This is a genomic window from Arthrobacter sp. NPDC056727 (genome assembly GCF_042790555.1).
Classification (GTDB): domain Bacteria; phylum Actinomycetota; class Actinomycetes; order Actinomycetales; family Micrococcaceae; genus Arthrobacter.
The window spans coordinates 54913-66736 of record NZ_JBHTZA010000009.1 but is presented as its reverse complement, the minus strand read 5'-3'; the positions used below and the strand labels follow the sequence as shown (position 1 = coordinate 66736).

The 11824-nt window shown below is 67.9% G+C and carries 11 protein-coding genes and 2 tRNA genes; 9 read left to right on the top strand and 4 right to left on the bottom strand.

Features of this window, described 5'->3' with window-relative positions; all coding sequences use genetic code 11:
• Positions 1 to 5: 5 nt before the first annotated feature.
• Positions 6 to 782, bottom strand: a complete 777-nt coding sequence (locus ACFRAH_RS11105; RefSeq protein WP_377990934.1) for an alpha/beta hydrolase — start codon at positions 780 to 782, stop codon at positions 6 to 8.
• A 110-nt stretch (positions 783 to 892) separates the two neighbouring features.
• On the opposite strand from ACFRAH_RS11105, the gene ACFRAH_RS11100 reads away from it, so the two are divergent.
• From ACFRAH_RS11100 to ACFRAH_RS11075, 6 genes are all read left to right on the top strand, one after another.
• Positions 893 to 2314, top strand: a complete 1422-nt coding sequence (locus ACFRAH_RS11100; RefSeq protein ID WP_377990933.1) for a YibE/F family protein — start codon at positions 893 to 895, stop codon at positions 2312 to 2314.
• A gap of 54 nt (positions 2315 to 2368) precedes the next feature.
• Positions 2369 to 3550, top strand: coding sequence for a tRNA dihydrouridine synthase DusB (gene dusB, locus ACFRAH_RS11095; protein WP_377990932.1), 1182 nt, complete (start codon positions 2369 to 2371; stop codon positions 3548 to 3550).
• Entirely contained in the window at positions 3534 to 4847 is a 1314-nt protein-coding gene (locus ACFRAH_RS11090; protein ID WP_377990931.1) for a deoxyguanosinetriphosphate triphosphohydrolase, read from the top strand. Before dusB ends, ACFRAH_RS11090 begins: the two co-directional genes overlap by 17 nt.
• Before the next feature lie 73 nt (positions 4848 to 4920).
• Positions 4921 to 6861 (top strand): DNA primase, encoded by a 1941-nt coding sequence (gene dnaG, locus ACFRAH_RS11085; RefSeq protein ID WP_377990930.1) that lies wholly within the window; start codon positions 4921 to 4923, stop codon positions 6859 to 6861.
• Between the two features lie 56 nt (positions 6862 to 6917).
• Positions 6918 to 6990: transfer RNA gene (locus ACFRAH_RS11080), tRNA-Asn, on the top strand.
• 125 nt (positions 6991 to 7115) lie between these two features.
• Positions 7116 to 7188: transfer RNA gene (locus ACFRAH_RS11075), tRNA-Asn, on the top strand.
• A 63-nt stretch (positions 7189 to 7251) separates the two neighbouring features.
• On the opposite strand, the gene ACFRAH_RS11070 is transcribed toward ACFRAH_RS11075, so the two are convergent.
• Genes ACFRAH_RS11070 through ACFRAH_RS11060 form a run of 3 tightly spaced genes read right to left on the bottom strand, consistent with a single transcriptional unit; the run spans position 7252 to position 9135 of the window.
• Positions 7252 to 7659: a hypothetical protein gene (locus tag ACFRAH_RS11070; protein ID WP_377990929.1), complete on the bottom strand. Its 408-nt coding sequence runs from the start codon at positions 7657 to 7659 to the stop codon at positions 7252 to 7254.
• A 41-nt stretch (positions 7660 to 7700) separates the two neighbouring features.
• The gene (locus ACFRAH_RS11065; protein WP_102970802.1) at positions 7701 to 7880 is read right to left on the bottom strand and encodes a hypothetical protein; all 180 of its coding nucleotides are present in this window, start codon (positions 7878 to 7880) and stop codon (positions 7701 to 7703) included.
• Positions 7881 to 7914: 34 nt separating this feature from the next.
• The gene (locus ACFRAH_RS11060; RefSeq protein ID WP_377990928.1) at positions 7915 to 9135 is read right to left on the bottom strand and encodes a multidrug effflux MFS transporter; all 1221 of its coding nucleotides are present in this window, start codon (positions 9133 to 9135) and stop codon (positions 7915 to 7917) included.
• Between the two features lie 180 nt (positions 9136 to 9315).
• Here ACFRAH_RS11060 and ACFRAH_RS11055 point away from each other — a divergent pair, with 180 nt between their 5' ends.
• Genes ACFRAH_RS11055 through ACFRAH_RS11045 form a run of 3 tightly spaced genes read left to right on the top strand, consistent with a single transcriptional unit; the run spans position 9316 to position 11784 of the window.
• The gene (locus ACFRAH_RS11055) at positions 9316 to 10197 is read left to right on the top strand and encodes a phage holin family protein (RefSeq protein WP_377990927.1); all 882 of its coding nucleotides are present in this window, start codon (positions 9316 to 9318) and stop codon (positions 10195 to 10197) included.
• A gap of 55 nt (positions 10198 to 10252) precedes the next feature.
• Positions 10253 to 10876, top strand: coding sequence for a CDP-alcohol phosphatidyltransferase family protein (locus ACFRAH_RS11050; RefSeq protein WP_377990926.1), 624 nt, complete (start codon positions 10253 to 10255; stop codon positions 10874 to 10876).
• Positions 10876 to 11784 (top strand): DMT family transporter, encoded by a 909-nt coding sequence (locus ACFRAH_RS11045; RefSeq protein WP_377990925.1) that lies wholly within the window; start codon positions 10876 to 10878, stop codon positions 11782 to 11784. Before ACFRAH_RS11050 ends, ACFRAH_RS11045 begins: the two co-directional genes overlap by 1 nt.
• Positions 11785 to 11824: the final 40 nt, after the last annotated feature.

Here is an 11824-nt window from a genome sequence, read left to right as displayed (position 1 = left end):
CCCACCTACAAAACGAGTGGCAGGGACTCGTCAGTGGGCGGCAGAACCTTGTCCAAAGCTGCGGCGGAGGCTGAAGACCCCGCCCCGGGTACACCTGCCCCGGAAAGCCCGGTCCGTTCCGCGAAGGCTTTCATCAGGAACCCGGTGGCCAGCCTGTGCCACAGCCGGACCCGCCGCAGCATGAAGTGCCCTGCCCCGCGCAGGGACACGTAACGCAACTCCGCCGCAACAGGTGCAGCCCGCCGCGCGAACCGCAGCGATGCCGAGGGGCTTGTCCAGCGGTCCTCGTCCCCGTGCACGATGAGGACCTTCCGTCCGGCCACCGCGGCTGCCGGGGTGCCGTCATCGAGCCACGGGGCGAGCGCCACCACGGCGTCCACGCCTGGTTCGTCCGCTGCGCAGACGGCGGTGAGGCCGCCCATTGAATGTCCCAACAGGTAGATGGGCACCCCGGGGTGTTCCGCGCGGATCCTGGCCAGCGCCCAGCGCGCGTCCTTCAGCGGGGTCATGTCCTCGCCGTTCCAGCCGCGCACGCTGTTCCGCAGGATCCACACCGCCAGGCCGTGCCTCCGTCCGGCCGCGTGCAGGTGCCGGGCGAACGGCACCATCCGCGCCGGGCTCAGGTGCGTGGCCTGGACGGGGTCGAAACTGTGCGACTTGCCGCCGTGGAGCACCAGGGCCACGCCGCGGGTTGGGCCGGCAGGTGCCAGCACGGTCAGCACCGCCCCGTGGTCAGCCCGGCGGTGGCTCACTGCTGCATCCTTCGACATATCGTCGTCCATTTATCAACCCTATGGCGGCCACCGTAGAGTTCAAGCATGAGGTCTAGCTGCTGATGGGTGCAGGTCACTCCCATGGTCATACAGGGCATTCGGAGCCGACGCCGCAAGCGATGGCCGCCCGCAGGAAAGCGAACAGGATCCTGGCCGCCGTGCTGGTCCCGCTGACCCTGCTGACACTCGCGGCCATGGCGGCGCTGTGGCCCTCAGGGAGCAGGGAAGGCCTGACCCTGGCCAACCCGTATGCCGCCGCCCCGGGCGTCACCTTCGACACCGGGCGGATCCAGCGCGTGGTCACGGAGAGCTGCACGTCCGGCACGGCCGGGGAGAACACAGCCCAGGACAGCACCACCCAAAACGGCGCAGGCGGCGGATCGCAGTGCACCTTTGCCTTCACCGAGCCGGACAAGGGCGGCAACCCGGTCAAGGTGGTCATCAACCCTGACATCGCCAAGTCGCATGGCGTGAAGGTGGGCGACAACATCCGCTACCTGAACCTGTCCAAGGCCCAGGCCGCCGCCACCGGTGCCGATGCCCCCGCGGCGCAGGGCTCGCCGTCGTACGTCTTCGTGGACTTCGTCCGCACCATGCCGATCATCCTCCTGGCCATCCTGTACGCCGTCGTGGTGGTGGCCGTGGCTCGCTGGCGCGGGCTGCGCGCCCTGATCGGCCTCGTCGGCGCCTACTTCGTGCTGGTCAGCTTCATGCTCCCCGGCCTCGTGGAGGGCAAGCCGCCGCTCCTGCTGGCGCTCGTCGGTTCGACGGTGATCATGATCGGGGTGCTGTACTTCGCTCACGGCTTCTCGGCCCGGACGTCGACGGCGCTGCTGGGCACCATCTTCGGGCTCGGCATCACCGCGCTGCTGGCCGCCTGGGCCACCGACGCGGCCAACCTCGCCGGCGTGGGAAGCCATGATGCCGCAACCCTGGTGAACATCTCGGACAGGATCTCCATCTCCGGCATCATCCTCTGTGGCCTGATCATCTCCGGGCTCGGCGTGCTGAACGACGTCACCATCACCCAGTCCTCTGCGGTGTGGGAACTGTATGAACTCGCGCCCAACACGAGCGCCCGCAAGCTGTTTTCCTCGGCGATGCGGATCGGCCGCGACCACATTGCCTCCACCGTGTACACCATCGCGTTCGCCTACGCCGGCGCCGCCCTGCCCATCCTGATCATCGTGATGCTCTATAACCGGCCTCTGGGGGAGGCACTGACCAGCGCCGAACTGTCCGAGGAGGTCATCCGTACGCTGGTAGGCTCCATCGGCCTGGTCCTGGCGATTCCGGTCACCACGCTGATCGCCGTGCTGGTGGTCAAGGCCACCGGAGTGCGGTCGGCTGAACTGGGCCGCCCGTCGGGCGCGGATCACCAGCCGGGCCCTGCCCGTCCCTTGGGCGGTCACGCCATCACGGCCGACGACGTCGAGGACACCGGCGCGCTCGCGGCCGCGGCAGCGGTGGCTGGCCGGGAGAGTGAAGCTGACGCACCGCCGGCGACCCGGCGGGGGCGGCGCGCCGCGCAGCGGGACTGAGAGGCCGCCGCCCGGGATTCTGCCCGATTTGCCCGGCTTTGAGACAATGGACGGGTGACTGTTGTAGCAACGCCTCCCGCCCCCAGGCTGGAACTTCCGCCACTGAAGCTCGGCCCCATCACCGTGGACACCCCGGTGGTGCTCGCACCCATGGCCGGAATCACCAACACCGCCTTCCGCAGGCTCTGCCGTGAATACGGCGGCGGCCTGTACGTGGCGGAGATGGTCACCTCCCGTGCCCTCGTGGAGCGCACGCCGGAATCGCTGCGCATCATCTCCCACGACGACGACGAGAAAGTCCGCTCCGTCCAGCTCTACGGCGTGGACCCCGGCACCGTCGGTGCGGCCGTCCGCATGCTGGTGGAGGAGGACCGGGCCGACCACATCGACCTCAACTTCGGCTGCCCCGTGCCCAAGGTCACCCGGCGCGGCGGCGGATCGGCGCTGCCGTGGAAGATCGACCTCTTCACCGCCATCGTCCAGACCGCTGTCCGCGAGGCGTCCAAGGGCGGCATCCCGCTGACCATCAAGATGCGCAAGGGCATCGACGATGACCACCTGACGTACCTCGACGCCGGCCGGATCGCACGCGATTCCGGTGTTGCCGCCGTCGCCCTTCACGGCCGCACGGCGGCCCAGTTCTACTCCGGCCAGGCGGACTGGTCCGCCATCGCCCGCCTGCGCGAGGCGCTCCCGGACATCCCGGTGCTGGGCAACGGCGACATCTGGTCCGCCGAGGACGCCGTCCGCATGGTCCGTGAAACCGGCATCGACGGCGTCGTGGTGGGCCGCGGCTGCCAGGGCCGGCCCTGGCTGTTCGGCGACCTGCAGGCCGCATTCGAAGGCAGCGACAAGCGGCACCGGCCCGGACTCCGCGAAGTGGCCGAGGGCGTCTACCGGCATGCCGAACTGATGGTGGAAACCTTCGGCAACGACGAATACAAGGCGCTGCGCGAGATCCGCAAGCACATGGCCTGGTACTTCAAGGGCTACGTTGTTGGCGGGGACCTGCGGGCGAAACTGGCCACGGTGCCCACCCTGGAGGTGCTGCGCGAGCTGCTGGACCAGCTGGACATGGACCTGCCGTACCCCGGCGTCGATTCCGAAGGGCCCCGCGGACGGGCCGGTTCACCCAAGAAACCGGCCCTGCCCAAGGACTGGCTGCTGAGCCGCCAGCTGAACGAGGACCAGTCGCGCGACATCGCCGCGGCGGAACTGGATGTGTCCGGTGGCTGAAAGCCGGCTGGCGGAAGCCCGCACCGTGCCCCAGGCCCTGCCGGGCTACGAGGCCCACGACTCCGCCCGCTGGGTGGAGGAACCGCCCAAGAGCACGTACCGCTCCGACTTCGAGCGCGACCGCGCCCGCGTTCTGCACTCCTCTGCCCTGCGCCGGCTCGGTGCCAAGACGCAGGTGGTGGCACCGGATACGGACGACTTCGTCCGCACCCGGCTGACGCACAGCCTCGAGGTGGCGCAGGTGGGCCGGGAACTCGGCCGCGCCCTGGGCTGTGACCCCGATGTGGTGGACACCGCGTGCCTCAGCCACGACCTCGGCCACCCGCCGTTCGGTCACAACGGTGAATCAGCGCTCAACGAGATGGCCCACGCCATCGGGGGATTCGAGGGCAACGCCCAGACACTGCGGCTGCTCACGCGCCTGGAGCCCAAAGTCATTGACCGGGAGGGCAGGCCGGCCGGCCTGAACCTCACCCGGGCCAGCCTCGACGCTGCCGCCAAGTACCCGTGGTCCGCCCTGGACGCCCCCGTGATCCACGGCCAGCGGACCAGCAAGTTCGGCGCCTACGAGGACGATCTCCCCATCTTCAACTGGATCCGGGAAGGCGCCCCCGAGCGGCGGTCCTGCCTCGAGGCGCAGGTCATGGACCTCGCGGACGACATCTCGTACTCGGTGCACGACGTCGAGGACGCCATCGTGGCCGGACACTTCCAGCTGCGGTGGATGGACAACCCGGACCACCGGGCGCGCGTGGTGGGCTACGCCAAGCAGTGGTACCTGCCGCACAACGAGCCTGCCGCCATCGACGCCGCCCTCGCCCGGCTGGAAGCCACCGACGTCTGGGTTCGCGAGGCGGACGGCAGCCGCAAGTCCATGGCGGCGCTGAAGGACATGACCAGCCAGCTCATCGGCCGGTTCTGCCAGAGCGCGCTGGAAACCACGCGCGCCGTGTACGGGCCGGCGAACCTGACCCGCTACAACGCCGAACTCATGGTCCCGGACGAGACCGTCCTGGAGATCGCCGTGATGAAGGGCCTGGCCACCACGTTTGTGATGACCACGGACCACCGGCAGCCCATCTATGAACGCCAGCGCGAGGTGCTCCACGCCCTGGTGACGGCGCTGAACGCCACAGGAGACCGCCACCTCGAGCCCATGTTCGCCGCCGACTGGCGCGAAGCGGCCGACGACGGAGCCCGGCTCCGGGTGGTCATCGACCAGGTGGCTTCGCTGACGGACGGCTCGGCGCTGGCCATGTACGAGCGGCTCGTCGGGAGCCTGCCGTCCCTGTGGTGATGTTGGACTCACCAGTCCACATACGGCCGGACGGCGGGCGGCGGCCGCTGCCCAGGAGACTTAGGATTGCTTCGTGGCTGGGCTGATTAAACGGGAAGACATCGATGAAGTCCGCCAGCGCACGGACATCAAGGAAGTCGTCGACGGCTACGTCACGCTCAAAGGCGCCGGCCTCGGCTCCTACAAGGGCCTGTGCCCGTTCCACGACGAGCGCTCGCCCTCGTTCACCGTCCGCCCCCAGGTGGGCCGCTACCACTGCTTCGGCTGCGGCGAGGACGGCGACGTCATCTCCTTCGTGCAGAAGCTGGACCACACCTCCTTCCACGAGGCCGTGGAAAAGCTGGCCGCGCGCATCGGCTACGAGCTGCGCTACGAGGACGGCGGAACCGGCCCCAGCCGCGAGGAAGTCGGCAAGCGCCAGCGGCTCCTCGACGCCCACAAGATCGCCGACGAGTTCTTCCGCGCCCAGCTGCTGACAGCCGGTGCCGCCGAGGGCCGGAAGTTCCTGCAGCAGCGCGGCTTCGACCGGGCAGCCGCCGATCAGTTCGGCGTCGGCTATGCACCCCAGGGGTGGGATGCGCTGCTCAAGCACCTGCGCGGCCGGGGGTTCACGGACGCGGAACTGAGGCTCACCGGGATGTTCTCCGAGGGCAACCGGGGGATCTACGACCGCTTCCGGGGACGCCTGATCTGGCCCATCCGGGACATCGCCGGCGACACCATCGGCTTCGGCGCCCGCAAGCTCTACGAGGACGACCAGGGCCCCAAGTACCTCAACACCCCGGAGACCGCGCTCTACAAGAAGTCCCAGGTGCTGTACGGCATCGACCTCGCCAAGCGGAACATCGCCAAGGACCGCCAGCTGGTGGTGGTGGAAGGCTACACGGACGTCATGGCCTGCCATCTCGCGGGAATTCCGACGGCCGTGGCCACCTGCGGTACGGCGTTCGCCGCCGACCACATCAAGATCGCCCGCCGTCTGCTGTCCGACGACGGCACCGGGGGAGAGGTCATCTTCACCTTCGACGGCGACGCCGCCGGCCAGAAGGCGGCCCTGCGGGCCTTCGAGGAGGACCAGCGCTTCGTTGCCCAGACCTACGTGGCCGTCGAACCCACCGGGGCCGACCCCTGCGACCTCCGCCAGACGAGGGGCGACAGCGCTGTCCGCGACCTGATTGCGTCCCGGCGCCCGCTCTTCGAGTTCGCCATCCGGGCCACCCTCAGGAGGCACAACCTGGACACCGTGGAGGGGCGGGTCGCCGCGCTGCGCGAGTCCGCCCCTGTGGTCGCACAGATCCGCGACGCCGGTCTCCGGCCCGGCTATGCCCGGGAACTGGCGGGGTGGCTGGGGATGCCCATTGAGGACGTCACACGGGCTGTTGGGGCCGCCGCAAAGCGCGGTGCTCCCGGGGCTCAGGGGTCGGGGGCTCAGGGTTCGCAGGCGCACGGTTCACAGCCACACAGTGCGCAGCCGCCGGGCGGCCAGACCGTGCCCGGCGTAGCGGCGCTCCCGCCGTCGGGCGTCCTTCCGTCCTTCCACCGTCCGGACCCTCGCGATCCGGTGGCGTCCATGGAGCGGCAGGCCCTCGAGGTGGCGCTGCAGGAGCCGGCGATGCTGGGCGGCGCATCCTGGGAACGGTTCGTGACCGCCCGGTTCGCCACGCCCGCCTACCAGGCCATCCACGACGCCATCCGCGCCACGGCTCCCGGCTTCTCCGGGGACGCCGTGCAGTGGGTGGAGGCCCTGCGGCAGGAGGTTCCCGAGCCGCTGCAGCCGCTGGTTTCGGAGCTCGCTGTGGTTCCGCTGCCGGCCCATACCGCCGAGGCGGTGCAGAAGTACTGCCGGGACATCCTCGCCCGGCTGTTCGAGCTGCAGATCACCCGTGTGAAGGCGGACAAGCTGGGGCAGCTGCAGCGGCTGGATGCCGCTGCCCATCCCGAGGAGTTCCAGCAGCTGAACCGGGAGCTCATGATGCTCGAAATGGAGCGCCGGTCACTGCGCTCCGACGCGTGACCGGGAGCCGATTTCGTTTCCGGGGCAGGTGTTTGCTAGGCTAGTACCCGCTTCATTCCTCCTTAGCTCAATTGGCAGAGCATTCGACTGTTAATCGAAGGGTTGCTGGTTCAAGTCCAGCAGGAGGAGCGCACAGTCCCCGTTCCGGGTTCCGGAACGGGGACTTTTTTATACCCCGGAGGGGTATCTGCGCCCAGTATTGGCGCCGATTTCACATTGCGGCGGAACGTTTGCTAATGTCATACCTGCTTCATTCCTCCTTAGCTCAATTGGCAGAGCATTCGACTGTTAATCGAAGGGTTGCTGGTTCAAGTCCAGCAGGAGGAGCGCACAGTCCCGCGGTTGGCTCCAGAGCCGGCCGCGGGACTTTTTTATGCCGCGACACCCAGGTCAGACGAAATCCATCTCCACCTGGAGGAAGCGCTCGGCCTCGGCTATGGCGGCCTCAAACGCTTCCCTCTCCGTCGGTGACTTCCGCGGCTCCCTGGGGTGCCATTCGTGGGGCGAGGAGTGCACGCGCGTGAAGCCGGCGTCGGGCGGGGCATAGAAGATGCCGAACCGCTGGACGGGCCATTCGGGGGATGTCTCCGGGGCCACCAGCAGGGCCGCGTTGAATGCCGGGTTGAACCACTGGGCTATGGGCCGGCGGCGGTCCTCAGTGAAAAGTCCCGCCGCATAGAGCGCCGCCGACTGCGCACTGGTCTGTGTGCACAGCCGGTCCCACCACAACGGCAGAATGCCGGAGTCGCACCGCTGCCACGTGGCCGGAAGTGGAGGATGATCCTGCCAGTGGGGCACGTAACAACTTTATCGCTCAGGTACCCCAGCGAACAGATGGCCTAGGGCCTGTTCCAGGGGCCGGGATTCACGCGGTACAGCAACGCGGAACCGACGACGGCGCCCACCAGGATGCCCAGCGCAGCGTTGCCCATCATCCGGCCGGCGAAGAAGCCTGCCACGGCGCCGAGGATGGCTCCGAGGAACAGGCCCCGGCCGTTGCGGTGGGGTTTGCGGGTCATGGTGCCAGCCTACCCGCCGGTGCCAACGTGGAGGTCAGTGGATGGATGGCACTGTCCGGGGCCGGACCACAAGCCACAGCGCGGCCGCTGCGAGGAGGATGCAGCAGGCCTGGACGGCCCCCATCGGCGTGGCGGAGTTTCCGCCCAGCCAACCCACCACCGGGGAGATGATGCCGGCCATCAGGAACGTGGACGCCCCGAGCAGGGAGGCGGCGGTGCCGGCCTGGGCTCCGTGGCTGGCCAGCGCCAGGACCTGCACGCAGGGGAAGGTGAAGCCGGTGCCGAGGATGTAGAACCACAGCGGAACCATGACGCCCCAGAGCCCGAACCCCAGCTGGTCGAACACGACGATCAGCAGGGCCATCAGGAACATCCAGGCGGTGGAGCAGGCAAGGATCCACTGCGGCGGGACGCGCCTGATCAGCCGGGAGCTCGTCTGCACGCCCGCGACGATGCCCAGCGAGTTGATGCCGAACAGGAGGCCGTACTGCTGGGGCGAAAACCCGAAGACGTCCTGGAACAGGAACGGGGACGCCGAGAGATAGGTGAACAGTCCGCCGAAGTTCATTCCGCCCAGCATCAGCAGGCCCACGAAGATCCGGTCGGAGAACAAGACGCCGTAGCGCTGCCGGGCCGTCAGGCCGGACTGGCCGCGCTTCTCCGGCGGCAGCGTCTCCCGGACAAGCACGACGGCGGCGAGGATCACCACGGTGCCGTAGCAGGCCAGGAAGACGAAGATGCCCGGCCACGGCATCACGAGGAGAAGCTGGGAACCGATCACCGGCGCCAGGATGGGCGCGAGCCCGTTGACCAGTGCCATCCGGGAGAACATCCGCACCATGGCATATCCGCTGAACAGGTCACGGACCATGGCCATCGCCACCACGCCGCCGCCCGCGGCACCGATGCCCATGAGGACGCGGAACACGCCCAGCGTGGCGATGTCGGTGGAAAGCGCTGCGCCGAGCGAGGCGGCGATGTGCAGGGCGGTGGCCAGGATCAGGGGGAGCCGGCGTCCGAACTTGTCGCTGAAAGGTCCCACCACCAGCTGTCCCAGCGCAAAGCCGACAGTGGTGCCGGTCAGGGTCAGCTGGACGGCGGCCTCCGAGACGTTGAGGCTCGCTTCCAGGGCCGGGAAGGCGGGCAGGTAGAGGTCCACGGTGAACGGCCCGAGGGCGGTGAGGGCGCCGAGTAGAAGGATGTAAAGGAATTTCTGCCGGCGGCTGAGCGCATCGCCCGGGTTGGTGGTGGTCACAGAAAACCATCCTAGGGCTGACAGATCAGACTTTTACAGCGTTGGAGGGCTCGCCGGGGCTAATTCCAGAAGTTCCGGCTGACCCTGAATGATAGTTTTGTCAGCGGGGGCGCGCGGGCGCACCGGAAACCCCCGAAGCAGCGAAGAAAAATCGACGACGGAACCAGTTAGGCGGAACCTATGAGCGGACGTCACAGCGGGCGGACCAACCAGGGATTGCGTATCACGGCGCTGCCTAAAACGGTGAAACTCGCCCTCAAACTTGTGCCCCGCCAGCTCAATGACGAGATCGCCCTGGCCAAGATCGAAGCGAAGCGCAAAGGCAAGCAGCTCGGCGTCGCCGGTGCCTTCTTCGGCGTTGCCGCCGTTTTCCTGGCCCTCCTGGTCACCGGCCTGATTGTCGCCGCCATCATGGGCCTTGCCACCATCATGCCGGCCTGGCTTGCAGCGCTGCTCGTCAGCGCCGTCTTCCTGCTCATTGCGCTCATCGGCGGACTGATCGGACTCCGCAAGTTCAAACAGGCCATGCCGCTGATCCCGGAGGACAGTGTCCGCGGCCTCAAGCACGATCTCGGCATTGCCAAGGAGGGCTCCGACTTCGACGCCGCCGTGCTCGATCCGAACTCACCCCAGGCCAAGGCCGCGGCCGAAGCGAAAGCTGCCGACAAGGCCAAAGCCAAGGCCGACAAGGAAGCCAAGAAAGCCGCCGAGGCAGTGGACGTCCCCGTGGCCACCGAGCCCGAGCTCCGCCGCCGCCTGAAGCAGCGCCGTGAACACCTGACCGGTGTACGGGACGAGCTTGGCGAGGAACTGGATGTCAAGACCCAGGCCCAGGCACTGCTCGGCGTCGCCAGGCACCGCGCCGCGGAAGGCAACGAGCGGTTCCAGGAGGCACGCGGACGTGCGGCCGAACGCTTCGCCGCCCTGTCGGCGCCGGCCCGCTCCGGCGCTCCGGCAGGCCCGCTGCCCGGGCAGCTCGAGGCGCGCTGGAAGCCCCTCCTTGCCCTCGCTGCCTCAACCGCCGTCCTGGTCGCTCTGCTGCGCAAACTCTTCAAGAGCTGAGCTTTGTCCTGAACGAAGACTGTATGAGGCCGCTGGCCGCGGAGAGGGAGGCCTGATGAGATTCATCGGCGCTGGTTCCCGTCCCGGCCAGCCGCATGTCGACCGCGATCTGGTCTACACCGTCCCCAACCTCCTCACGGTACTGCGCTTCATGGGCGTGCCGGTCTTCGTCTGGCTTGTGCTGGCCCAGAAGGAATACGGACTGGCTGTGCTGGTGCTGGCCATCATGGGCAGCACAGACTGGGTGGACGGATATATCGCCAGGCGCTTCAACCAGACCTCCAAACTGGGGCGCGTGCTGGACCCCATCGCCGACCGGCTGGCCCTGATAGCCGTCGCGGTCACCCTGGTGATCGCCGGCGTCGTGCAGTGGTGGTACCTGGCCGCGCTGGTGGTCCCCGATGCCGTCCTGCTGGGCATGTCGCTGTTCTACTTCCGGAGCCACCCGGACCTTCCCGTCAGCCTGGTGGGCAAGGCCCGGACCGGCCTGCTGCTGCTGGGAACCCCGCTCCTGGTCCTGTCCAAACTGCCCATTCCATTCGCGGGGGCCTGGTTCGTCGCGGCCTGGGTGGTGCTGGGGCTGGGGCTGGCCGGCCACTGGGTTGCTGCCTACAACTATTTCTGGGCGATCCGGCGCAAAGGAAAAATGCTTGCTGCCGACGACGGCGGGAACGGCTGATGGTCTGGGTTGCGGTCCTGCTCGCGGTCATGGGTGCCTTTTGCCTCGCCTTCGGCGCCCAGCGCCAAGGCAGTGCGGTCAAGTCGGACACCGGCGGGCTGGCGCTGAGCTCCAACGGTTTCCTGCGCCTGCTGCGGAACCCCCGGTGGGTGTTCGGCCTCTTCCTGCTCTGCATGGGCATGGCGATGAACTCCGTAGCGCTGGTCACGGCGCCCCTCACCGTGGTGCAGCCCATTGGTGCCATCGCCCTGGTGATCACCACGGTGGTCAACACCAAGGACCAGGGGCTGAGCATCAACCGCGCCACGGTGGTGGCGATTACCGCGTGCGTGACAGGATCGGCGCTGTTTGTCCTGCTTGCCGTCACCGTCACCCAGGAAAGCCATCACGTCACGCCTGAAGACGAACTGACGATTGTGCTGCTGCTCTCCCTGGCGGTGGGCATCTTCGGCAGCCTCGCCGCCATGTTCAAGCACCGGATGAGCGCGTTCATCTACATCCTGGGTGCGGGCATCCTGTTTGGTTTCGTGGCCGTGCTCACACGGATCATCGGCAAGCACCTGCTGGATCCGAACGGCCTGTTCCTGCTGAATGTGCCGTGGTATTCGGTGGTGGCCATCGCGGCCGCCGGGGGACTGGGGTCCTGGTTCGTCCAGAGCGCGTACTCCAGCGGTCCGCCGGACCTGGTGATTGCCGGTCTCACCGTGGTTGACCCCATCGTGGGCATCGCGATCGGCATCACGATCCTCGGCGAGCTGCGTCCCGATGTCCACGCCGTCCAGGCGATTGCCATGGGTACGGCGGCAACCCTTGCTATCGTGGGGGTAATCGCCCTTTCAAGACACCATCCCGAGGTCACCAAACGGAAGAAGGACGTTCGGAAGGCCACGGGCAGGGCGTCCCACTAGCCGATTTTTACTGCGGACCAGGCAAGAATGTGCCGGTGCA

Bases quoted from the DNA above. Each gene is read 5' to 3' on its own strand.
- ACFRAH_RS11055 (WP_377990927.1), top strand. From the start codon at position 9,316: ATGAGCGGACGTCACAGCGGGCGGACCAACCAGGGATTGCGTATCACG.
- ACFRAH_RS11050 (WP_377990926.1), top strand. From the start codon at position 10,253: ATGAGATTCATCGGCGCTGGTTCCCGTCCCGGCCAGCCGCATGTCGAC.
- ACFRAH_RS11065 (WP_102970802.1), bottom strand. From the start codon at position 7,880: ATGACCCGCAAACCCCACCGCAACGGCCGGGGCCTGTTCCTCGGAGCC.
- ACFRAH_RS11090 (WP_377990931.1), top strand. From the start codon at position 3,534: ATGTGTCCGGTGGCTGAAAGCCGGCTGGCGGAAGCCCGCACCGTGCCC.
- ACFRAH_RS11045 (WP_377990925.1), top strand. From the start codon at position 10,876: ATGGTCTGGGTTGCGGTCCTGCTCGCGGTCATGGGTGCCTTTTGCCTC.
- ACFRAH_RS11100 (WP_377990933.1), top strand. From the start codon at position 893: ATGGCCGCCCGCAGGAAAGCGAACAGGATCCTGGCCGCCGTGCTGGTC.
- ACFRAH_RS11105 (WP_377990934.1), bottom strand. From the start codon at position 782: ATGGACGACGATATGTCGAAGGATGCAGCAGTGAGCCACCGCCGGGCT.